This window comes from Bordetella genomosp. 11 (genome assembly GCF_002261215.1).
In the GTDB taxonomy this organism is placed as follows: Bacteria; Pseudomonadota; Gammaproteobacteria; order Burkholderiales; family Burkholderiaceae_B; genus Bordetella_C.
The window spans coordinates 2,915,272-2,938,569 of the sequence record NZ_NEVS01000004.1; the positions used below are offsets into that span (position 1 = coordinate 2,915,272).

Here is a 23,298-nt window from a genome sequence, read left to right on the forward strand (position 1 = left end):
GCCGCATCCGGCGGACGGGATCGATGCACGGCGCCGGTTGAAAGACGATCCGCGATAAGCTGGAGCCATCCCATTCCGGGATCAGGAGAAGCAAAATGGCCTGGTTGAAGCTCACGCGCCTGTGGGCGCTGCGCACCCGGCAGGACGCGATGACGCTATGGTTCGCCCTGCGCCACCCGGCGACGCCGTGGTACGCCAAAGCCTTGGCGATCCTGGTGGTCGCCTATATTCTCAGCCCGATCGATCTGATACCGGACTTCATTCCCGTGCTGGGATTGCTGGACGACATCATCCTGGTGCCGATCCTGATCGCGGCAACGATACGCGCCCTGCCCGGGCCGGTGCGGACGGACAGCCGCGAACGCGCGCAGGCGTGGGCCGCGCGCAGGCTGCCTCGCCCGCGCAGCCGCACGGGCGCGATTTTCGTCGTTCTGGTGTGGATAGCGATCGCCGCCGCAATCGCGCTATGGGTGCGCGCCGCCTGGTTCAATCCCGCCGCGGTTGCCGGCGCTTGAACAGGTAGCGGATGACGAAGCCGGGATACGCCAGTACCAGGAACAGGCACAGGCCGATGGCATAAAACTCCCAGCCCTGGGAAAAGCGGTTACCCAAGGTGGACTCGAAAGCGAAGCCCAGGCCGCCGACAACCAGGTACAGCACAAGCAATTCGAGCAGGCGCAGCCAGAACGGCTTGACCGCCGGCAGCCCCCCTTTGCGCCAGGGGAACAACGCAAAGACCCGTTCGCTCAGGAAAGGCAAATTCGCGCAGGCCAGGGCCAGCGCGATCAACAGCCAGATGGCGAGGGTTTGACTCATCAGCCCGGAAGAAGACGGGTCACGGGGGGCAGGCCCCGCCGTGACCGTTTATCGAATGGGATCAAAGACCCAGGGAGGTCTGGACCGCGCGCACGCACGCCGCCATCAGGCCGCCGGGCAGCAGGCCCAGCAGCAGCAGCAGCGCGCCATTCAGCGACATCAGGCCGCGCTGCACGCAGGAAGCGGACACCGGATGCGCTTCGCCGACCGGGTCGTCGAAGTACACGACCTTGACCACGCGCAGGTAGTAGAAAGCGCCGATCAGCGAGAACATGACCGCGATCACCGCGATACCGACGTGGCCCATCTGCACCAGGGGCTGCAGCACGGCCAGCTTGGCATAGAAACCCACCGTGGGCGGCAGGCCCGTCAGCGAAACCATCAGCAGCAGCACGATGAAGGCATGCCACGGGCTGCGCCGGTTCAGTCCCTTCAGGTCGTCGATGGTGTCGCACTCGAAACCGTCGCGCGACAGCAGCAGGATCATGCCGAAGCTGCCCAGCGTGGTCAGGACGTAGGTCACCATGTAGAACAGGGCCGCGCCGTAGCCCACCGCGGGCGAACTGCCGCCGGCCGCCAGTCCCAGCAGGACGAAACCCATGTGGGAGATCGTCGAATAGGCCAGCATGCGCTTGAAATTGCTTTGCGCGATCGCGGTGATATTGCCCACGGCCAGGGACAGCACGGCCAGGATCAGCAGCATGGGCTGCCAATCCGCGGCCAGCGAATGCATCGCTTCGATCAGCACGCGCAGCGTGATGGCGAAGGCGGCCAGCTTGGGCGCGGCGCCCAGCAGCAGCGTGACGGCCGTCGGCGCGCCGTGGTAGACGTCCGGCACCCACATGTGGAAAGGCGCGGCACCCAGCTTGAAGGCCAGGCCGGCCACGATGAAGACGACACCCAGCACCAGCGGCAGGTTCTGCGCCTTGCCGCCGGCGATGACGGCGGCGATCTCCGCCAGGTCCAGATGGCCGGTCGCGCCATAGATCATCGACATGCCATACAGCAGGAAACCCGAAGCCAGCGCGCCCAGCACGAAGTACTTCATGGCGGCTTCGGTGGCGGTGGCGTCATCGCGGCGCAGCGCGATCAGCGCGTACAGCGACAGCGACATCAGTTCCAGGCCCAGGTACACCGTGATCAGGTTGCCGGCCGAGATCATCACCATCTGGCCCAGCAGGCCGAACAGCGACAACACGTACAGCTCGCCGCCGCGCAGCATGTCGCGCGACTGCGAATAGATTCGGCCATAGACCAGCGTGACGAACACGGCGACATAGGAGGCGATCTTCAGCAGGTGCGCCAGGTCGTCGGCGACATACAGGCCGCCGAACCCCCTGCCCTTCACGCCGTCGTGCCATTGCACCAGCGAAACGATGGTTACCGCCACCAGGGTGCCCAGCGTCAGCAGATAGCTCAGCTTGCGCGTGGGATGGTCGCTGACCGCGTCGATCAGCAGGATGGCCGCGCCCAGAATCAGCAGCAGGATCTCCGGCGTCGCCAATGCGAAATCGAGTGAGGAGTGCATCATTGTCTTGGCTTACAGTTTGGAGATGGCGACGTGTTGCATCAGGGCCTGGACCGACGCGTGCATCACGTCGGTGAAGGGCTTGGGATAGATACCCATGTACAGCACGGTGATCGCCATCAGCCCCAGGATCAGGAATTCACGGCGATTGATGTCGGTGAGCTGCCGCACGTGGTCGTTGGCGATTTCGCCGAAGGCCACCCGCTTGACCATCCACAGCGAGTACGACGCGCCCAGGATCAGGGCGGTGGCCGCGGCCAGGCCGATCCAGAAGTTGTGCTGCACCGCGCCCATGATCACCATGAATTCGCCCACGAAACCGCTGGTGGCGGGCAAGCCGCTGTTGGCCATGGAGAACAGGACGAAGAATGTGACGAAGCGCGGCATGGTATTGACCACGCCGCCGTAGTCGGCGATGCGCCGGCTGTGCACGCGGTCATACAGCACGCCGATACACATGAACATGGCGCCGGACACGAAACCGTGCGAAATCATCTGCACGATCGCGCCTTCGACACCCGCGGTATTGAAGATGAAGAAACCCAGCGTCACGAAGCCCATGTGCGCCACGGACGAATACGCGACCAGCTTCTTCATGTCGTCCTGGACGATGGCGACCAGGCCGATATAGATCACCGCGATCAGCGACAAGGCGATCATCAGGCCGGCCAGGCTGTGCGACGCGTCCGGCGCGATGGGCAGCGAGAAGCGCAGGAAACCGTAGGCGCCCAGCTTCAGCATGATGGCCGCCAGCACGATGGAGCCGCCGGTCGGCGCTTCCACGTGGGCATCCGGCAGCCAGGTATGGACCGGCCACATCGGCACCTTGACGGCGAACGCGGCGAGCATGGCGACGAACACCAGCACCTGCGGCGTCATGCCCAGCTTCAGCTGCTGCCATTGCAGGATATCGAACGAACCGCCCGACGCGTTCCACAGGTAGATGAAGGCCACCAGCGTCAGCAGGGAACCGAGCAGCGTGTAGAGGAAAAACTTGAACGCCGCGTAGACCCGGTTGGGTCCGCCCCATACCCCCACGATGATATACATCGGGATCAGCGTGGCCTCGAAGAACACGTAGAACAGCAGGCCGTCCAGCGCGACGAACACGCCGATCATCAAGCCGGAGAGGATCAGGAAGGCCGCCATGTACTGCGCCAGGCGGCTGGTAATGACCTCCCAGCCCGCCAGCACCACGATGATGGTGATAAAGGCGGTCAGCAGGACGAACCACAGCGATATGCCGTCCACGCCCAGGTGGTAGTTGACGTTGAAAGTGCTGATCCAGGGCACGTTCTCGACGAACTGCATGCTCGCCGTCGCGGCGTCGAAGCCGGTGTACAGCGGAATCGTGACCAGCAGACCGGCCACGGCGCCGATCAGCGACAGCCACAGCGTCAGGCCGCGCTTGTCGTCCCCGCCCACGGCGAGCACCAGCAGGCCGAAGACGATGGGAACAAAGACCGCGAGGGTAAGCCAGGGAAAAGTGTGGGATGCCATCTCGCTAGCCATTTATTGGGGAATCAGCACGAAGAAAGTCACCAAGGCCAGGATGCCGATGATCATGGCGAAGGCATAGTGATAAATGAAGCCGGACTGCAGGTAGCGGCTGACGCCCGCCACCCAGCCCACCAGCCTGGCGCTGCCGTTGATCAGGCCATCGATCAGGCCACGGTCGCCGGCTTGCCACAGGCCCCGGCCCAGGCCGCGGGCGGCACGGGCGATGACCTGTTCGTTGAACCAATCCACGTAGTACTTGTTTTCCAGGATGGCATTGATGCCCGACAGGCTGGACTTGATGGCGGCCGGGACCCTGGGGTTGATCAGGTAGCAATACCAGGCCACCACCGCGCCCGCCACCACCAGCCAGAATGCGGTCGTGGTAAAGGCGTGCAGCCCGAACGCCACCCAGCCGTGCCAGTCCTCGGTCAGCTCGTGCATGGCCGGGTGCTGCGGCAGGACGGTGATCGCGCCCTGGAAGTACTTGCCGAACAGCAGCGGATCGATGGCCAGCGCGCCGATGATGACCGACGGGATCGCCAGCACGATCAGGGGCAGCGTCACCACCCAGGGCGACTCGTGCGGCGGGCCGCTGTGGCCATGGTCGTCATGGCCGTGGCTGTCCGCCGTACCGTGCACCTGCGCTTCGGCGCCGTGGCTGTCGTCGTGGTGGGCATGACCGTGCCCGTGGGTGTCGAAGCGCTCCTTGCCGTGGAAGACCAGGAAGTAGACGCGGAAGGAATACAGCGAGGTGACGAATACCCCCGCCAGCGTCGCGAAGTGCGCGAACCCGGCGCCCCACACGTGGGCGGCGCCCGCCGCTTCGATGATGTGTTCCTTCGAGTAGAAGCCGGAGAAGAACGGCGTGCCCACCAGGGCCAGGGTACCGATCAGGAACGTGATCCAGGTAATGGGCATGTACTTGCGCAGGCCGCCCATGTTGCGGATGTCCTGGTCGTGGTGCATGCCGATGATGACCGAACCCGCGCCCAGGAACAGCAGCGCCTTGAAGAAAGCGTGCGTCATCAGGTGGAAAATCGCCACCTGGTAGGCCGAGGCGCCCAGCGCGACCGTCATGTAGCCCAGCTGCGACAGCGTGGAATACGCCACGACACGCTTGATGTCGTTCTGGATGATGCCCAGGATACCCAGGAACAGCGCGCCGATGGCACCGATGACGATGATGAAGGACAGCGCGGTATCGGAATGCTCGAACAGGGGCGAGAACCGCGCCACCATGAAGATGCCGGCGGTCACCATGGTCGCGGCGTGGATCAGCGCGGAAATCGGCGTCGGGCCTTCCATGGAGTCGGGCAGCCAGGCGTGCAGCGGAACCTGCGCCGACTTGCCCATCGCGCCGATGAACAGGCAGATGCACGCGACCGTCAGCAGTTTCCAGTCAGCGCCGGGGAAGCTCATGCCGGCCAGCTTGTCGGCCTGGCTGAACACATCCGAATACTGCATCGAACCGACATAGGCGAACAGCAGGCCGATGCCCAGCACGAAGCCGAAGTCGCCAACGCGGTTGATCAGGAACGCCTTCATGTTGGCGAAGATCGCCGTCGGCCGGGTATACCAGAAGCCGATCAGCAGGTACGACACCAGGCCCACCGCTTCCCAGCCGAAGAACAGCTGCACCATGTTGTTGGACATGACCAGCATCAGCATGGAGAACGTGAACAGCGAGATATACGCGAAGAAGCGCTGGTAGCCGGGATCGTCCGCCATGTAGCCGATGGTGTAGATATGGACCATCAGCGATACGCTGGTCACCACCACCATCATCAGGGCCGACAGCGGGTCGATCAGGAAGCCGATGTTCAGCTGCGCGTTGCCGATCAGGCTCCAGGTGTAGACGTTGCCGTCGTAGGTGTGGCCGGCCAGCACGTCGCCCAGCACCACGAAGGCGCCGATCGTGGAGATCAGCACCCCGAGGATGGTGATCAGGTGCGCGCCGCGCCGCCCGATCGGCTTGCCGAGGAACCCGGTTCCGAACAAACCGGCCAGGATGGCGCCGGCCAGAGGCGCCAGCGCGATAAGCAGGTAAAGATTGGGAGAGCTAGACATTATTATTCCTGGACTCCGTCAGCCCTTCAGGCGATCGAGTTCGTCAACGTTGATCGTGTTCAGGTTGCGGAACAGCAGCACCAGAATCGCCAGGCCGATCGCCGCTTCAGCGGCGGCGACGGTCAGGATGAAGAACACGAAGACCTGTCCGGCCGTATCGCCGGACCAGCTCGAGAAAGCCACGAAGTTCATGTTGACGGCCAGCAGCACGAGCTCGATGGACATCAGCAGGATGATCAGGTTGCGGCGGTTCAGGAAGATGCCGAATATGCCGATGGCGAAGAGGATCGCCCCCAGTATCAGGTAATGGGCCAGCGTCAGCGTCACTTCTGTTCTCCTTGGGACGGAACGGCCGCGGCGGTCCGGGCCTGGGCGCGATCGCTCTGCGCCGGCATGTTCACCAGGCGGAAGCGGTCCTTGGCGCGCACGCGCACGGCTGCCGACGGGTTGTTGTACTTGACGTCGCGGCGGCGGCGCAGCGTCAGCGCGATCGCCGAGACCATGCCCACCAGCAACAGCACGGCACCGACTTCCACCGCGTACACATACTGCGTGTACATGGCGGTACCCAGCGCGCGGGCGTTGTTGTAGTCGCCCGCCATGGCGGCCGGCGCGCCCGCGTCGAACCATGCCGTTCCCAGCACGAAGGAGATCTCCAGCACCAGGATCAGGCCGATGACCAGGCCCAGGGGAAGATAGGTTTTCAGGCCGTGGCGCAGGGCCGCCATGCGGATGTCCAGCATCATCACGACGAAGAGGAACAGCACCATCACGGCGCCGACGTACACCAGGACCAGCAGCAGCCCCAGGAACTCCGCGCCCAGCAGCATCCAGAGCATGGCCGCGTTGAAGAAGGCCAGGATCAGGTGCAGCACCGCGGTGACGGGACTGCGTGCCGTGATGACGCGGAAGGCCGCCACCACGAGCACGATGGACAGTATGTAGAACAGAACGGTGGTGAAAGTCATGGAGTCGTACCCGGCATCAACGGTAGGGCGCATCTTCGGCGCGGCGTTGGGCGATTTCCGCCTCGTAGCGGTCGCCGACCGCCAGCAACATGTCCTTCGTGAAGTACAGGTCGCCGCGCTTTTCGCCGTGGTATTCGTGGATATGGGTTTCCACGATGGAATCCACCGGACAGCTTTCTTCGCAGAAACCGCAGAAGATGCACTTGGTCAGGTCGATGTCGTAGCGCGTGGTGCGGCGGCTGCCGTCATCGCGCACATCCGACTCGATGGTGATGGCCAGTGCCGGGCACACCGCCTCGCACAGTTTGCAGGCGATGCAGCGCTCTTCCCCGTTGGGGTAGCGGCGCAACGCGTGCAACCCGCGGAAACGCGGCGACGCCGGCGTTTTTTCCACGGGGTAGCGCAAAGTGACCTTGCGCTTGAAGAAGTATTTGCCCGTCAGGCGCATGCCCTTGAGCAGTTCGGACAGCAAGAGGCTGCCGAAGAAATCCTTGATCGCTTCCATATCCTGCCTTTTGCCTATCGCTAGCGCCAAATATTCCAGGGCGTCTGCATCCAGATCGCCACCACGAGCAGCCATACGCCGGTCAACGGAATGAAAATCTTCCAGCCCAGGCGCATGATCTGGTCATAGCGATACCGCGGGAACGAGGCGCGGAACCAGATGAACAGGGACACTACGCAGAAAGTCTTCAGACCCAGCCAGATCCAGCCGGGAATCCAGGTCAGCGGCGCCACGTCGATAGGCGAAGTCCAGCCGCCCAGGAACATGATCGAAGCCAACGCCGACAACAAAATCATGTTGGCGTATTCGCCCAGGAAGAACAGCGCGAAGGCCATGCCGGAATACTCGACCATGTGGCCCGCGACGATTTCCGATTCGCCTTCCACCACGTCGAAGGGCGCGCGGTTGGTTTCCGCCACGGCCGACACGACGTAGATCACGAACAGCGGCAGCAGCGGCAGCCAGTTCCAGGACAGGAAGGTCAGGCGGTGGTCCGCGAACCAGCCGCGCGTCTGCCCCAGCACGATCTCGGTCATGTTCAGGCTGCCCGACACCAGCAGCACCGTCACCAGCACAAAACCGATCGCCAGTTCATACGACACCATCTGCGCCGACGCCCGCAGCGCGCCCAGGAAGGCGTACTTGGAATTGGACGCCCAACCGGCCACGATGACACCGTAGACGCCGACGGACGTGATCGCCATGATGTACAGCAGGCCCGCATTGACGTTGGCCAGCACGATTTGCGGGCCGAAGGGGATCACCGCCCAGGCGGCCAGCGCCGGCATCAGCGTGACCACCGGAGCCAGGATGAACAGGATGCGGTTGGCCTCGGTCGGCACCACCACTTCCTTGGTCAGCAGCTTGAAGACGTCCGCGAACGGTTGCAGCAGACCGCGATAGCCCACGCGATTGGGGCCCCTGCGCACGTGCATGAAGCCGATCATTTTGCGTTCCCAGTACGTCAGGTAGGCAACGCACAGGATGATGGGTACCGCGATGATGACGACCTTGACGACTGTCCAGACCACCAGCCAGGGCGTCGCGCCCAGCAAGGCCTGCCCCTGGCTTTCCAAAGTGTTGAGCCATTCCATCAGGCACGCTCCACGCTGATTTCACCGAATGCACCGCCCAGGGCGGCCGTTTGCTCGAAGCCGGCGGAAACCCGCACCGCACGGTCGGCGACCGTCTCGTCCTGCACGGTTTCCAGTTCGACGGCGCCGGTCGCGGTGCGCACGCGCACCTTGATGCCGGCGGTCAGCCCCAGGCCGGCCAGCGTCTGGCCGTTCATGCGCACCGCGGGCGAACGCGAAGCCGGCGCGGCCTGCAGCGATTCGGCGCGGCGAACGATGGCGTCCGTGCGGTAGATCGGCACGTCGGCCACGCGTTCCAGGCCGTCGAGGCTCGCGCCCAGGCCCGGCGTTGCGTTGATGCGGTTGGACAGGCGCCCTTCCACCCCGCCGGACAGGACGCTGTCGCGCACCGACTCGGACGTTTCGTCATCGAAGCCGGCCAGTTGCAGCACATTGCCCAGCACCCGCAGCACCTTCCACGCGGGACGGGTCTGCTGGAACGGGGCCACCGTGCCCTTGAAGCTTTGCGCCAGGCCCTGGGCGTTGACGAACGTACCGGAGGTCTCGGTGAACGGCGCGACGGGCAGCATGACGTTGGCCCATGACTCGGCCGCCGAACGGTAAGGCGTCAGCGCCACGACGAACTGCGCATCGCGCAGCGCGGCAACCGCCCGCGGGCCGTTGTCCGCATCCAGCAGCGGTTCGGCATGCAGCACGATGTAGGCCTTGAGCGGATCGGCCAGCATGGCGGCGGCGGTCTTGCCGCCCTTGCCCGGCACGGCACCGGCCAGATAGCCTCCGACCGTGTTGCCGCCGGAGGTCAGGAAGCCCAGGCGGGCACCGGCCATCGTGGCGATGCTTTGGGCGTTGGCGGCGATCGTGGTGGCTTGCGGCGAAGCGACGGCCAGGTTGCCGAGCAGCACCGCGGACTGGGTGCCCGAGGCCAGGCTGGCCGCGATCACCTTGGCCTGCTCGCCGGGCACCACACCGCCGAATTCGGCGGGAACGGCCTGGCCTTTGGCCTGGGCCAGCGCCACGGCGACTTCCGCCAGCGCGCGCGGCAGGGCCGAAGGCGCGACGGTCAGGCGGCCGGCGACGGGCATCAGCGGATCGTCCGCCAGGCTGTCGACCATCAGGATCTGGGTACCGCGCTTGGCGGCCTGCCGCAAGCGCTGGGCCATCAGGGGATGGTCCTTGCGCAACACCGAACCGACCACCAGCACGCGATCCAGGGTATCCAGGTCGGCCACGGGCATGCCCAGCCACGGCGCGCCTTCGAGCGCGGCGCCGAAGGCGGAATCGGTCTGGCGCAGGCGGAAGTCGATATTTTCCGAACCCAGCGCGCGGACCACGCGGCCCAGCAGCGCGAATTCTTCCGTGGTGGCGTATTCGGTCGCGAGCGCGCCGATCTGCCCGCCGCCGAAGTTGTCGCGTACGCGGGACAGGCCCTGCGCGACGGCTTGCAGCGCGTCCGCCCAGGATGCTTCCCGCCACTCGCCGTCCGCGCCCTTGATCATGGGCGTGGCCAGGCGGTCGTCGGCGTTCAGGCCTTCATACGAGAAACGGTCGCGGTCGCTCAGCCAGCATTCGTTCAGCGCTTCGTTTTCGAAGGGCACCACGCGCAGGACCTTGTCGCCCTTGACCTGCACGACCAGGTTCGCGCCCAGGCTGTCGTGCGGACTGACGGCACGGCGGCGCGCCAGTTCCCAGGTACGGGCGCTGTAGCGGAACGGCTTGGACGTCAGCGCGCCGACCGGGCACAGATCGATCATATTGCCGGACAGTTCGGATTCGACGGAGCGGCCGACGAAGGACGTGATCTCGGAGTGCTCGCCCCGGTTGACCATGCCCAGTTCCATCACACCGGCGATTTCCTGGCCGAAGCGGACGCAGCGCGTGCAATGGATGCAGCGGCTCATTTCCTCCGCCGAGACCAGCGGGCCCAGGTCCTTGTGGAAGACCACGCGCTTTTCTTCGTGATAGCGCGAGGCCGAGCCGCCGTAGCCGACCGCCAGATCCTGCAGCTGGCATTCGCCGCCCTGGTCGCAGATCGGGCAATCCAGCGGGTGGTTGATCAACAGGAATTCCATGACCGATTTCTGCGCGGCCTTGGCTTTTTCCGAATTGGTGAACACCACCATGCCATTGGTCACGGGCGTGGCACAAGCCGGCAGCGCCTTGGGCGCTTTCTCGACTTCGACCAGGCACATGCGGCAGTTGGCGGCGATGGAAAGTTTCTTGTGGTAGCAGAAATGCGGCACGTACTGCCCGAGCTTCTGGGCCGCATGCATCACCATGCTGCCCTCGGGCACTTCTACCTTGTTGCCGTCGACGGTTAGTTCAACCATTGTCTGTTCCTGGACCTACAGATAATGCGGGACCACGCACTTCTTGTGCTCGACGTGGTACGCGAATTCGTCGTGGAAATGCTTCAGGAAACCGCGCACGGGCATGGCCGCGGCATCGCCCAGGGCGCAAATCGTGCGGCCCATGATGTTGCCGGCCACGCTATCGAGCAGGTCCAGGTCTTCTGGCCTGCCCTCGCCGTGTTCGATGCGGTTGACCATGCGATACAGCCAGCCCGTGCCCTCGCGGCACGGCGTGCATTGACCGCAGCTTTCCTCGAAATAGAAATACGAAAGACGCAGCAGGGACTTCACCATGCAGCGCGTGTCATCCATGACGATGACGGCGCCCGAACCCAGCATGGAACCCGCCTTGGCGATCGCGTCGTAATCCATGGTGGTATCCATCATGATGCCCGCCGGCAGCACCGGCGCGCTGGAACCACCCGGGATCACCGCCTTCAGCTGGCGGCCGGCGCGCATGCCGCCGGCCAGCTCGAGCAGCTTGGAAAACGGCGTTCCCATCGGAATCTCGTAATTGCCGGGACGCTCGACGTCGCCGGTAATCGAGAAGATCTTGGTGCCGCCGTTGTTCGGCTTGCCGATTTCCAGGTACTGCTGGCCGCTGTTGCGGATGATCCACGGCACCGCGGCGAAGGTTTCGGTGTTGTTGATGGTCGTGGGCTTGCCGTACAGGCCGAAGCTGGCGGGGAACGGCGGCTTGAAGCGCGGCTGGCCTTTCTTGCCTTCCAGCGATTCCAGCAGCGCGGTTTCTTCGCCGCAGATGTAGGCGCCGTAGCCATGGAAGGCATGCAGCTGGAAGTTGAAATCCGACCCCAGGATTTTGTCGCCCAGGAAACCGGCGGCGCGGGCTTCTTCCAGGGCTTCCTCGAAGCGTTCGTACACTTCGAAGATCTCGCCGTGAATGTAGTTGTAGCCCACCGAAATACCCATGGCATAGGCGGCGATGGCCATGCCTTCGATCACGATATGCGGGTTGAAGCGCAGGATATCGCGGTCCTTGAACGTGCCGGGCTCGCCCTCGTCCGAATTGCACACCAGGTACTTCTGGCCCGGGAAGGTGCGGGGCATGAAGCTCCACTTCAGGCCCGTCGGGAAGCCTGCGCCGCCACGGCCGCGCAGGCCCGAAGCCTTGACTTCCGCGATGACTTCCTCGGGCTTCATGCCGGTAGTCAGGATCTTGCGCAGCGCCTCGTAGCCGCCGCGCTTGACGTAGTCTTCCAGGCGCCAGTTGGCGCCGTCCAGGTCGGCGAGGATCTGCGGCTGGAGGTGGCGGCCATGCAGGCACATCGACTGCGACAGGTCGCGCAGCGGGTTGGGATCCAGCCCCTGGGCGAACTGGCGGTACAGGTCCGGCGCATTCATGCCGTTTCTCCTTGCGCGCGCAGGGCATCGATCAGCTCGTCCAGCCGAGCCTCGGTCATGCGTACACACATATGCTTGTTATTCACGAGCACCACCGGCGAATCGCCGCAGGCGCCCATGCATTCGCCTTCGACCAGCGTGAACATGCCGTCCGCGCTGGTGCCGCGGTAGTCGACACCGAGCTTGCGCTTCAGGTAGTCGCCCGCCTTTTCACCGTCGCGCAGCGCGCACGGCAGGTTGGTACAGACCGAGATCTTGTGCTTGCCGGTGCGCGTCACGTTGAACATGTTGTAGAACGTGGCGACTTCCTGGACCGCGATGGGCGGCACCCCCAGATAGGTGGCGACGTCTTCGATGATCTCGGTCGAGAGCCAGCCCTTCTCGTCCTGCGCGATCGCCAGCGCGGCCATGATGGCCGACTGCTTCTGGTCGCCCGGGAACTTCGTGAGCTCCCGGTCGATTTTCTGGTAAGCCTGTTCGGAAAGCAGCATAGTTTGAATCCGGAATATGCAAGAGGCCCCTACGGGTCTTCTTCGAGGTCGTGCGCGTTCCCTAGCGGTCGATTTCGCCGAACACGATGTCCTGCGTCCCGATGACGGTGACGGCGTCGGCGATCATGTGTCCGCGGGTCATTTCATCCAGCGACTGCAGGTGCGCGAAGCCGGGGGCGCGGATCTTCAGGCGATACGGCTTGTTCGCGCCGTCCGACACCATGTAGATGCCGAATTCGCCCTTGGGATGCTCGACGGACGCATAGGCTTCGCCGGGCGGCACATGGAAACCTTCGGTGAAGAGCTTGAAATGGTGGATCAGCTCTTCCATGTTGGTTTTCATGGCGGCACGCTTGGGCGGCGCAACCTTGTGGTTGTCGATCATCACCGGGCCGGGGTTGTTGCGCAGCCATTCCACGCACTGGCGGATGATGCGGTTGCTCTGGCGCATTTCGGCGACGCGCACCAGGTAGCGGTCGTAGCAGTCGCCGTTCACGCCAACCGGCACGTCGAAATCGACCAGGTCGTAGACTTCGTATGGCTGGGTCTTGCGCAGGTCCCAGGCCACGCCGGAACCACGCAGCATCGGGCCGGTAAAGCCCAGGGCCTTGGCGCGTTCCGGCGAGACGACGCCGATGCCCACCAGGCGCTGCTTCCAGATGCGGTTGTCCGTCAGCAGCGTTTCGTATTCGTCCACGCAGGCGGGGAAGCGGTTGGTGAAGTCCTCGATGAAATCCAGCATCGAGCCGGACCGCGCGTCGTTCATGGCGCGCACTTCCTTTTCGCCGCGATACTTGCTGGAGCCCCCGTACTGCGGCATGGCATCCGGCAGGTCGCGATACACGCCGCCCGGGCGGTAGTAGGCGGCATGCATGCGCGCCCCGGATACCGCTTCGTAGCAATCCATCAGGTCTTCGCGTTCGCGGAAGGCGTACAGGAAGACCGCCATCGCGCCCACGTCCAGCGCATGCGACCCCAGCGACATCAGGTGGTTCAGGATCCGCGTGATTTCGTCGAACATGACGCGGATGTACTGCGCGCGCAGCGGCGCTTCGATGCCCAGCAGCTTTTCGATGGCCATGACATATGCGTGCTCGTTGCACATCATGGACACGTAGTCCAGGCGGTCCATGTAGGGCAGCGCCTGGATGAAGGTCTTGTGTTCGGCCAGTTTTTCGGTGGCGCGGTGCAGCAGCCCGATATGCGGGTCGGCGCGCTGGATGACCTCGCCGTCCAGTTCGAGCACCAGTCGCAGCACGCCGTGCGCGGCCGGGTGCTGGGGACCGAAGTTCAGGGTGTAGTTCTTGATTTCAGCCATGATCAGCGACCGGCTCCATAGGTATCTTCGCGCACGACGCGCGGCGTGATCTCACGCGGATCGATGGTGACCGGTTGATAGATGACGCGGCCTTGCTCGGGGTCGTAGCGCATTTCCACGTTGCCCGACAGCGGAAAATCCTTGCGGAACGGATGGCCGATGAAGCCATAGTCGGTCAGGATGCGACGCAGGTCGGGATGGCCTTCGAAGACGATGCCGTACAGGTCGAAGGCTTCGCGCTCGTACCAGCCCACCGCGGGCCAGCATTCGATCAGCGAGGCGATCATGGGGAAGTCGTCGTCCGGGGCCCAGGTGCGCACGCGCAGGCGCCAGTTGTGCTCGATGGACAGCAGATGGATCACGACCGCGTAGCGTCCGCGCTGCGTGCGCGTGCCGGGACGTTCGTCGGCCTGCGGGCGCGTGCCGTTACCCCAGGTAAGGTAGTCCACGCCGCACAGGTCGATACAGGATTCGAATTGCAGGGCCGCGTCGGTACGCAGCCGGTTGCACACCGAGATCCACTGGGCCGCCGGCACTTCCAGCGTCAATTCGCCCAGCGCCTCGGTCAGCACGATGGATTCACCGAACGCGGCGTGCAAGTTGGTTTTCAGGGTTTCGAGCCTGGTCATCATCTTCAACGATTAGGTAAGCCGAGACACGCGATGCGGGCGAGTGCCCGATCAGCGCGCGATGGTGTTGGTCAGGCGAATCTTGTTCTGCATTTGCAGCAGACCGTAGACCAGCGCCTCGGCCGTGGGCGGACAGCCCGGTACGTAGACGTCCACCGGAACGATGCGGTCACACCCGCGCACTACGGAATACGAATAGTGGTAATACCCGCCGCCGTTGGCGCAAGAACCCATCGATACGACCCAGCGGGGCTCCGGCATCTGGTCATACACCTTGCGCAGGGCCGGCGCCATCTTGTTGCACAGCGTGCCGGCGACGATCATCAGGTCCGACTGCCGCGGGCTGGGGCGGAAAATAATACCGAACTGGTCAAGGTCGTAGCGCGCCGCGCCGGCGTGCATCATTTCCACGGCACAACAGGCCAGGCCGAACGTCATCGGCCACATCGAACCCGTCTTCGCCCAATTGATGAACTTGTCGGCGCTCGTCGTGATGAAGCCTTGCTTGTGGATGCCTTCTTCAATAGCCATATTGATCTCTGGTGGCGTGGATGGGGAATGGGCCGGTTGGCATCATTCCCAATCGAGCGCGCCTTTTTTCCATTCGTAGATGAAACCCACCGTCAGGACCGCGAGGAAAATCATCACGGTCCAGAAGCCGACCAGACCGACAGCACCGTGCGCGATGGCCCACGGAAACAGGAACGCGATCTCGAGGTCGAAGAGGATGAAAAGGATGGCGACGAGGTAATAACGCACGTCGAACTTCATGCGCGCGTCTTCGAATGCTTCGAATCCGCATTCGTAGGGAGACAGTTTTTCTGCGTAAGGACGCCGGGGTCCAAGCAGCGAGCCCGCTGTGATCAACGCAAAGCCGATCAGCGTCGCCACAATGATGAATAGCAGAACGGGGAAATACTGTTGCAGGTTCATTTGGGAGGGCGCGTCCGTCTATGCTCAAACCTTTGGATTGTAGCATTCGCGCCGTTACTTCCCGCTGAACTCTGTAGCTGGAGGACAAGTATCGGGGCCACTTTGCACGCGCCTTTCGCAATTGCGACGCACGCAAGGAAAACAGAGGCCACAGACCCGGCCGCATTGCCGGGCCGGTATAAAAAAGGGCCGAATTCGGCGCGATCCGCGATTACGCGGAACCGACGGCACGGGCGCTCACAATACCAAAAAACCGCGGCGGGACAAAATCGCCGAACGACGCGCAGGAAACGTGCCGGCAAGAAAAAAGCCACCTCGAAAGGTGGCTTCAAACAAGCGTGGCCGATGAACTGGCCGCGCTTTGTATGCTCGCGTCGCCCGGGAAAAATCCCGGCCAGACGAAATGCATTCGATACGGGACGACGAATCGCCCCGCATCGACATTTTGCTTAGAAGCGGTGACGGATACCGACGCCGACCAGCGTGCTCTTCAGGCCGTCCACGAAACCGTAGTTGTTCGTGTAGGAACCCAGAGCGTACAGGTTCGTGCGCTTGGACAGGTCATACGTCACGCCCAGCGAGTAGACGTTCATGTTGCTGTCTTCGCCGGTGAAGTTGCCGGTGGTGTACAGGCTGCCGTTCTTGACGTTGGCACGCTGCCACGAACCGAACACGCTCGTCGCGCCGCCGATCGGGGCGCTCAGACCCAGCATCCACTGCTGCGACTTGAAGTCGTCGCTGTAGGTGTTGGTGGGCAGAACGCTGCCGCCCAGGCTGGGCGAACCGCTGGTGAACAGACCGGTCAGGCTGGTAGCCTGGATCCAGCCGCCCTTGGTTTGGCCGTAGGCAGCCGACACCTTGACGACTTCGAAGTCGTAGGCGCCGCCCAGCAACCAGGCGCGGATGCGATCGCCGCCACCGGTGGTGTCAGCGTCAGCAACGGCCGTGTTGCGGTTGACTTGGTCGTACGCGGCGGCCAGGTTCAGGGGGCCGTTCACGTAGCGCAGACCGGTCGTGATGGCGCGCTGGTTGTTGTTGGTGTTAAAGCCGGTTTGGGCCGAGTTGGTATCGTCGATGTTGAACGAGTAGCCAGCGCCAACCTGGAAGCCGCCGAACACGGGCGATTGATACAGGACCATGTTGTCGAAGCGCGTCGTGTTGGACGAGCTGAACACGGTACCGATGTTCGCCATGCCGAAGCCTTCAGCGAACGGGTCGATCGAACCGAAGAACTTGGAAGCGATGTTGGTCTGACGGCCGAAGTCCAGTTGGCCCCAGCTGTTGCTGGCCAGACCGATGGTCGCTTGACGACCGAACAGGCGGCCGCCTTGAGCGGAGTTGCCGTCGCCGGAGTTGAAGCCCGACTCGATCGTGAACACCGCGCGCAGACCGTCACCCAGATCTTCCGAACCACGCAGGCCCCAGCGCGAACCGTTCTGCACGCCATTCAGCATGCCGATCTTGGACTGGTCATTGATGCCATGGCCGCGGATGCTTTGGTAGCCGATGCCGGTGTCCAGAATCCCGTACAGGGTCACGGACGTTTCTGCCTGTGCAACACCGGCAAAACCGGCGAGCAGGGCGGCAGCGAGCAGAGTCTTTTTCATTTAAGAAATCTCCGTTGATTTGAGTGACAAGAGCAGCAATCCAGCACACCAGCCTGCCGCCCCCCTAACTCCGCGAAGGGAAGTTGACGCTATTGCATCAAAAATCCAGGGGACTGGCTATGGTCGTGCCGCAAAACCACGGCTTTGGGCCAAGGCTTTGTTGGGTTCATACAACATGGGGAAGCCGAGGGCGATGATGGCGTCCCCGTTTGTCGACCCCGCCGGGAAGAATATCGGGACGGTGCGCGAGAGGCAACAGGGTGGTTTCTGGCCCGGAACGGCAGGAACCAAAAGCCCCGTTTGGGCACCTTCCCAGCCGCCCCGCCCCAGAAAATTCCCCTTGCATGGCCGGTCAGCGGCCGGCGGCATAGGCCTGCATCAGGCGCGGCGTCGCCGCGGCGTGCAGGATCCCGTCATCGTCCAGCGAGGCGGCGGTCAGGCGGCCCACCGACCAGGCGGGCACTTCCTCGATCCGGTGCCCGCGCGCGCGCAGCGCCTCGATGGTCTCCTGCCCGAACGACGCCTCCACCGCCAGGTGGCCGGGTTTGCGGTCCCGGGGGTAGAAGGAACTCGGGAAATGCATGGTGTGCGACATCGGCAGGTCGATGGCTTCCTGCAGATTCAGCCCGTGATGGACGTGGCGCAGGAACAATTGCAGTTGCCACTGCTCCTGCTGGTCGCCGCCTGGCGTGCCGAACACCATATACGGGCGGCCGTCGCGCAGGGCCAGGGAGGGGGTCAGGGTCGTGCGCGGCCGCTTGCGGGGCGCCAGCGAGCCCGGCAGGCCCGGCTCCAGCCAGAACATCTGGGCCCGGGTGGTCAGGCCGAAGCCGAGCTCCGGGATCACGGGCGAGGCCTGGAACCAGCCCCCGGAGGGCGTGGCCGAGACCATATTGCCCCAGCGGTCGATCACGTCGACATGGGTGGTATCGCCGCGCCTGACCGGCGCCGAGGCGCGCATATCGGCCATGGTGGGCTCATTGGTGGCCGCGCCGGCCTGCGTGATGCGCGACAGCCGGCCCAGGACATCCATCATGCGGGCATGCTGGTCCTCGTAGCCCGGCAGCACGCCCGGGCGCAATTCATGCGAGGCGCGGTCGCCGATCAGGGCGCGCCGCGGGGCGTTGTAGGCCTCGGACAGCAAATCCGCCAAGGGAACGTCGACGAAAGCCGGATCGCCGTAATAGACCTCGCGATCGGCGAAGGCCAGCTTCATCGCTTCGGTCAGACAATGAACGAACTCCGGGCTGGACGGGCCCATGGCGCCCAGGTCCGCGCCCTTGAGCAAAGCCAGCGTTTGCAGGAAGACGGGCCCCTGGCTCCAGGCGTCGGCCTTGGCGACGGTGTAGTTTTCGTAGTCGTAGGTCCGGGGCGCCTCGTAGGTCGCCGACCATGCCGCGAGGTCGTCGCCCGTGATGACGCCGCTGTGCGGCGTGCCGCTTTCGTCCATGACCGGCTGGCGCGCGAAACGGTCTATCGCCTCGGCGACGAAGCCGCGATAGAAGGCGTCGCGCGCGGCTTCGATTTGCCGCTCGCGGTCGGCGCCGGCGGCTTCGGCTTCGCGCAGCACCCGCTGCCAGGTCCGCGCCAGGCTCGGATTGCGGAACAGCTTGCGGGCCTGGGGCACGCTGCCATTCGGTACGTAGATCTGCGCCGTGGTGGGCCAGTTCTTCTCGAAGAAGTCCTTCAGGCCGGCGATGGTGTTGGAAATGCGCGGCATCAGCGCATGCCCGTTTTCCGCGTAGTGGATGGCGGGCTCCAGGACATCGCGCAAGCGCATGCTGCCATGGTCGCGCAGGAGCAGCATCCAGGCGTCGAAGGAGCCGGGAACGACCGCGGGCAGCAGCCCATTGCCGGGAATCAGGTCCAGTCCCTCGGCGCGGAAGCGGTCCAGGGTCGCGGCGGCGGGCGTGGTGCCCTGTCCGCAGAGCACTTCCACCCTGCCCCGGGCCGCGGAATGAAAAACGATGGGAACCTCGCCGGCCGGCCCGACCAGATGGGGTTCCACGACCTGCAGGACGAAGCCCGTGGCGACACAGGCATCGAAGGCGTTGCCGCCGCGCTCCAGCATGGCCATGCCGGCGGCGGTCGCCAGCCAGTGCGTCGAGGTCACGACGCCGAAAGTGCCCAGGATCTCCGGGCGGGTGGTGAACATCATGTCGGTCTCCCGGCCGCCCCGCGCGAAACCGCGCCGCGGCCGTACACGTTATGGGGCGGCGGGATGCCGGGACGCTTACTTGGCGGCCATCGTCACGCCCTTCAGGCGGATCAGGCCGTCCGGGTAAGGCACGAAGCCCTGGATCTTCTTCTGCACGCCGAAGGTCCACGGCAGGTAGAACAGATAGATGATGGGATCTTCGGCATGCATGATGTCCATCACCTTGCCGTACAACACCTTGCGCTTGCTTTCGTCCGGCTCCGCGCGGGCCTCGTTGAGCAGCTTGTCGGCTTCGGCATTGCTGAACTTGCCGTCGTTCAGGCTGCCCTTGGTCGCCATGTACTGATAGATGTTGCCGCTGGGATCGACGCGGCCGGACCATCCGCTCTGCCCGGCCTCGAAGTCCCCGCGCGCCAGCGCCGATTGCAGCGCGGCGAATTCCACCGGACGCAGCGAGATATCGAAACCGGCTTCGGCACCCATGGCCTGGATCAGTTCGTACACCTGCTGCATGGTGGTGTTGTTGCCGAAGGTGATTTCCAGCTTCACACGATCGAAACCGGCTTCCTTGAGCAGCGCCTTGGCTTTCTTGGGGTCGCGGCCGCTGCGCTCCAGGCGCTTGTCATAGGCGAAGCTGGCCGGCGGGAAAGGCTGGTAAGCCGGCTGGAACATGCCCTCGCCCACCACCTGGTTGATGGCATCGCGGTCGATGGCAAGGTCCAGCGCTTCGCGCACCCGCTTATCCTTGGCGAAGGGGTTGTTCGCGCGCGCGCCATTGGCCAGGTTGAAGGAAAACGATTGATAGCCCAGGCCCGTGACCGGCGCCAGGCGCAGATTGGGATCGTCCTTCACCGCCTTGGCGTCGGAAGGCGCCACGCGCTCGATGATATTGAGATCGCCGGCGCGCAGGTTGTTCACGCGCACCGTGGCATCCGGGATGGGGGTAAAGATGACGCGGTCGAAGTGATAGTCGGCGGCATCCCAGTACTGGGGGAATTTTTCCAGGACGATGCGATCGTTCTGCACACGTTCCTTGAACTTGTAGGGGCCCGAGCACACCGGCTTGCTGCCGGGGTCCTTGTCGAAGGAAGCAGGGGAAATCATCATGCCGGCACGATCCGACAACTGCGATAGCAGCGAGGCGTCGGGTTCGCTCAGGTGCAGCACAACGGTTTCGGCATCGGGAGCGTCCACGCTGGACAGCGTGACCAGTTCGCTCTTGCGGTTGCTGTCCGGCAAGGTGCGCGCCCGATCCAGGTTGGCCTTGACCGAGGCGGCGTCGATGGGCGTGCCGTCATGATAGACGGCGCCCTTGCGCAGCTTCATCGTCAAGGTCTTGCCGTCGGCGCTGGTCGACCAGGACACGGCCAACTGCGGGACGATCTTCAGGTCGGGAGTGATTTCGACGAGCTTGTCGCAGAGCGACGCGAAAACGATGCGGCCGACAAAGGTTCGCGCGCGCGCCGGATCGAGCACGTCGGGGTCATCCTGCAAGCCGATACGCAGGGTGGATTGCGCCATTGCCGCGCTGCTGGCCAACAGGCCGGCCACCGTCATGGCCAGGCAGAGTTTTCGCATGAGACTTCTCCAGATTGCGATCCGGCCGCGCGCCGACCGCCGAATGCGGGTCGCCGGCAGGACAAAGCGGGCATTGTATCCAAGCTTGATATATCAACGCGCCCTGTTACATCCCTGCGTCGCGCGGCGGCCCGAGACCGTCGGAAAAGCTGAATACCCCCTTGGCGACCAGCTCGGCGCACTCCGCCTTGACGATGTCCGTGAACAGGGCGATGCCGGGACTGGTCCGGCCGTCCCGGCGCACCGCCAGCATCAACAGGCGGTTCAACTGTACGCCCGTGACTTCGGACAACGCTACCGTCCGTGCCTCGCGCTGGCGCTTGAACACCGACACCGGCATGACGGTGGCCCAGCGCCCTTGCATGACCAGTTCGCTTATCGATTCCACCGAGTCGATTTCGGCGTAGATATTCAACCGTCCGCCGACGACGCTGAGCTGCCGCTCGACGATGCTGCGATGGAAACGCGTCATCAGCAGCGGAATGTCCGGCAGCGCGGACACCGGCACCGTGGGGGGAATGCGGCGGGGCGCCGCCGTGACCAGGGCGAAAGGTTCGCTGTAAAGATGGTGCAGGGCGAAATCGCCCGATCCTTCGGGGTTGGTGAGGAAGGCGACGTCGATCAGGCCACGCGCCAGCCAGTCCGACAAAACCGGTGTGAAGGATTCGCGCAGCGCGATGCGAAAGTCGCCAAGCGCGTTGTCGCATCGCTCGAACAAGCCAGGCAGCAATACCCTGCCCAGGGTCGGCGATGCTCCCACGGTAATGGTCGATTGCCCCATCTGCGCGCGGGTCGTCAGCTGCGTCTTGACCTGGTCGGCCTCGGCCAGGATGCGGCGGGCGGCCTCGCATAAGGCGGCGCCCTCGTGCGTCAGCTGCGCGCCGCGCGCGCTGCGGCGCAGCAGGGGCACGCCCAGCTCGCTTTCCAGCTCCCTGACATGCCGGCTGAGCGCGGGCTGGGCGATACGGACCAGCGCGGCGGCCGCGGTGAAGCTGCCGGTGTCGGCGATGGCGACGAAATAACGGAGTGCTTTCAGGTTCATGCGGCGATCGCGTCAGGATGGAGAACCGGCGTCTTGATGGCGCAGTCTAGAACGAATCGTTATGGCTTGGTAAGAAAACAGCATTGGCCTCCCAGGGACCCGCTTCCTATACTTTGGACTCCTCAGTTCAAAGTGATATGGCAGGCCCCCGAGCCTGTATGTTCGATGCCCCAAGATACCGCCACTGGCGCCCATGCGCCGACCCAGTCCCGCGTTCCCGCCGCCCGGCTCCAGGACTTCATTGCCCGTGTACTGGCCGCCGTCGGCATGCCTGAGGCCGATGCCCGCGTGGTGGGCGGCATCATGGCCGAGGCCGACGCGCGCGGCGCCGACGCGCACGGCATTTTCCGCCTGCCGCCCTACGTCAAGCGCATCCGGGCGGGTGGCATGAATATGCGCCCCGACATCCAGATCGTGTCCGAGCGCGCGGGCTCCGCCCTGCTGGACGGCGACAATGGCATCGGCCACCTGATCATGAAAAAGGCCGCCGACCTGGCCGTACAGAAGGCGCGCAATACCGGCGTGGCGTGGGTAGGCGCGCGCATGAGCAACCACGCCGGCCCGGCGGGCATCTATGCCCGCATGCCGCTGCAGCATGGGATGGTGGGTATTTATATGGCGGTGGGCAGCGCGAACCATATGCCGCCCTGGGGCGGCACGGAGATGCTGTTGTCGACCAACCCCATCGCCATCGCGGTCCCGGGCCGGAATCGACCGCCCATCGTGCTGGACATGGCCACCACGAATGCGGCGTACGGCAAGGTCAAGGCCAAGGCACAGCGAGGCGAGATGATGCCGGAAGGCTGGATGGTGGGACGCGACGGCAAACCGCTGCTGGATCCCAAGCGATCCGGCGAGGGATTCCTGTTGCCCATCGGCGGCGCGAAGGGCTATGGCCTGGCGATGATGTTCGGACTGCTTGCCGGTACGCTGAACGGCGCGGCCTTCGGCAGGGACGTGGTGGATTTCAACCAGGACTATGCGACGACCACGAATACGGGCCACACTGTGATCGCGCTGGACGTGGAGGCCTTCATGCCGCTGCGGCAGTTCGAGGAGCAGGTGGACGATATCTGGGCGCAGATGAAGTCGTCGGAACTATTGCCCGGATGGGACGAAATCCGCCTGCCCGGGGAACAGTCGCACCGCACCTACGAAGAACGCATGGCCAACGGCGTTCCCATTCATGCGGAACTGCGCGCGGCGCTGGATACATTGGCACAGAGCGTGGGCGTGGCCCCGCTGGAGGCCTGACGCGGCACGCTGGACGGTGCGCGCGGCGACGACCGCACACCGCAGGCCCGGGGGCGGCGCATGGAAGCATGCCCTGCCCGGGCCCGGTGCCGACGGTGGC

General features: G+C 64.3%; 21 protein-coding genes. 2 read left to right on the plus strand and 19 right to left on the minus strand.

Annotated elements, in window-relative coordinates; translation table 11 throughout:
* The first annotated feature begins 95 nt into the window (after positions 1-95).
* Positions 96-515, plus strand: a complete 420-nt coding sequence (locus CAL28_RS20790) for a YkvA family protein (RefSeq protein ID WP_094843104.1) — start codon at positions 96-98, stop codon at positions 513-515.
* On the opposite strand, the gene CAL28_RS20795 is transcribed toward CAL28_RS20790, so the two are convergent.
* The 19 genes from CAL28_RS20795 to CAL28_RS20885 form a co-directional block, all read right to left on the minus strand.
* Positions 487-816: a DUF2818 family protein gene (locus tag CAL28_RS20795; RefSeq protein WP_094843105.1), complete on the minus strand. Its 330-nt coding sequence runs from the start codon at positions 814-816 to the stop codon at positions 487-489. The two genes, CAL28_RS20790 and CAL28_RS20795, sit on opposite strands and share 29 nt — an antisense overlap.
* Positions 817-877: 61 nt before the next feature.
* A complete protein-coding gene (nuoN, locus tag CAL28_RS20800) occupies positions 878-2,347 on the minus strand; it encodes an NADH-quinone oxidoreductase subunit NuoN (protein ID WP_094843106.1) in 1,470 nt (489 codons plus the stop codon).
* Between the two features lie 9 nt (positions 2,348-2,356).
* A complete protein-coding gene (locus tag CAL28_RS20805) occupies positions 2,357-3,844 on the minus strand; it encodes an NADH-quinone oxidoreductase subunit M (RefSeq protein WP_176464056.1) in 1,488 nt (495 codons plus the stop codon).
* A 12-nt stretch (positions 3,845-3,856) separates the two neighbouring features.
* Positions 3,857-5,911 (minus strand): NADH-quinone oxidoreductase subunit L, encoded by a 2,055-nt coding sequence (gene nuoL, locus CAL28_RS20810; RefSeq protein WP_094843108.1) that lies wholly within the window; start codon positions 5,909-5,911, stop codon positions 3,857-3,859.
* Positions 5,912-5,929: 18 nt separating this feature from the next.
* Entirely contained in the window at positions 5,930-6,238 is a 309-nt protein-coding gene (gene nuoK, locus CAL28_RS20815) for an NADH-quinone oxidoreductase subunit NuoK (RefSeq protein WP_066639044.1), read from the minus strand.
* The gene (locus CAL28_RS20820; protein WP_094844763.1) at positions 6,235-6,879 is read right to left on the minus strand and encodes an NADH-quinone oxidoreductase subunit J; all 645 of its coding nucleotides are present in this window, start codon (positions 6,877-6,879) and stop codon (positions 6,235-6,237) included. The genes nuoK and CAL28_RS20820 overlap by 4 nt, the downstream gene beginning before the upstream one ends.
* Before the next feature lie 16 nt (positions 6,880-6,895).
* Entirely contained in the window at positions 6,896-7,384 is a 489-nt protein-coding gene (gene nuoI / locus CAL28_RS20825) for an NADH-quinone oxidoreductase subunit NuoI (RefSeq protein ID WP_066639049.1), read from the minus strand.
* A gap of 20 nt (positions 7,385-7,404) precedes the next feature.
* Positions 7,405-8,478: an NADH-quinone oxidoreductase subunit NuoH gene (nuoH, locus tag CAL28_RS20830; protein ID WP_094843109.1), complete on the minus strand. Its 1,074-nt coding sequence runs from the start codon at positions 8,476-8,478 to the stop codon at positions 7,405-7,407.
* A complete protein-coding gene (nuoG, locus tag CAL28_RS20835; protein ID WP_094843110.1) occupies positions 8,478-10,805 on the minus strand; it encodes an NADH-quinone oxidoreductase subunit NuoG in 2,328 nt (775 codons plus the stop codon). Before nuoG ends, nuoH begins: the two co-directional genes overlap by 1 nt.
* Positions 10,806-10,820: 15 nt before the next feature.
* Entirely contained in the window at positions 10,821-12,188 is a 1,368-nt protein-coding gene (gene nuoF, locus CAL28_RS20840) for an NADH-quinone oxidoreductase subunit NuoF (protein WP_094843111.1), read from the minus strand.
* On the minus strand, positions 12,185-12,679 hold the full coding sequence (nuoE, locus tag CAL28_RS20845) for an NADH-quinone oxidoreductase subunit NuoE (protein WP_094843112.1): 495 nt from the start codon (positions 12,677-12,679) through the stop codon (positions 12,185-12,187). The genes nuoF and nuoE overlap by 4 nt, the downstream gene beginning before the upstream one ends.
* 61 nt (positions 12,680-12,740) lie before the next feature.
* Positions 12,741-13,997, minus strand: coding sequence for an NADH-quinone oxidoreductase subunit D (locus CAL28_RS20850; RefSeq protein WP_094843113.1), 1,257 nt, complete (start codon positions 13,995-13,997; stop codon positions 12,741-12,743).
* A 2-nt stretch (positions 13,998-13,999) separates the two neighbouring features.
* On the minus strand, positions 14,000-14,629 hold the full coding sequence (locus CAL28_RS20855; RefSeq protein WP_094843114.1) for an NADH-quinone oxidoreductase subunit C: 630 nt from the start codon (positions 14,627-14,629) through the stop codon (positions 14,000-14,002).
* A 48-nt stretch (positions 14,630-14,677) separates the two neighbouring features.
* The gene (locus CAL28_RS20860) at positions 14,678-15,157 is read right to left on the minus strand and encodes a NuoB/complex I 20 kDa subunit family protein (protein ID WP_066353485.1); all 480 of its coding nucleotides are present in this window, start codon (positions 15,155-15,157) and stop codon (positions 14,678-14,680) included.
* Positions 15,158-15,199: 42 nt separating this feature from the next.
* Positions 15,200-15,559 (minus strand): NADH-quinone oxidoreductase subunit A, encoded by a 360-nt coding sequence (locus CAL28_RS20865; protein ID WP_094843115.1) that lies wholly within the window; start codon positions 15,557-15,559, stop codon positions 15,200-15,202.
* Positions 15,560-16,008: 449 nt separating this feature from the next.
* Entirely contained in the window at positions 16,009-17,166 is a 1,158-nt protein-coding gene (locus CAL28_RS20870; RefSeq protein ID WP_094843116.1) for a porin, read from the minus strand.
* Positions 17,167-17,518: 352 nt separating this feature from the next.
* Positions 17,519-19,321, minus strand: a complete 1,803-nt coding sequence (locus CAL28_RS20875) for a gamma-glutamyltransferase family protein (RefSeq protein WP_094844764.1) — start codon at positions 19,319-19,321, stop codon at positions 17,519-17,521.
* 78 nt (positions 19,322-19,399) lie between these two features.
* Positions 19,400-20,902, minus strand: coding sequence for an ABC transporter substrate-binding protein (locus CAL28_RS20880; RefSeq protein WP_094843117.1), 1,503 nt, complete (start codon positions 20,900-20,902; stop codon positions 19,400-19,402).
* Positions 20,903-21,008: 106 nt separating this feature from the next.
* On the minus strand, positions 21,009-21,944 hold the full coding sequence (locus CAL28_RS20885) for a LysR family transcriptional regulator (protein WP_094843118.1): 936 nt from the start codon (positions 21,942-21,944) through the stop codon (positions 21,009-21,011).
* A gap of 165 nt (positions 21,945-22,109) precedes the next feature.
* Here CAL28_RS20885 and CAL28_RS20890 point away from each other — a divergent pair, with 165 nt between their 5' ends.
* Positions 22,110-23,198, plus strand: coding sequence for an Ldh family oxidoreductase (locus tag CAL28_RS20890; RefSeq protein ID WP_094843119.1), 1,089 nt, complete (start codon positions 22,110-22,112; stop codon positions 23,196-23,198).
* The last annotated feature ends 100 nt before the right edge of the window (positions 23,199-23,298 follow it).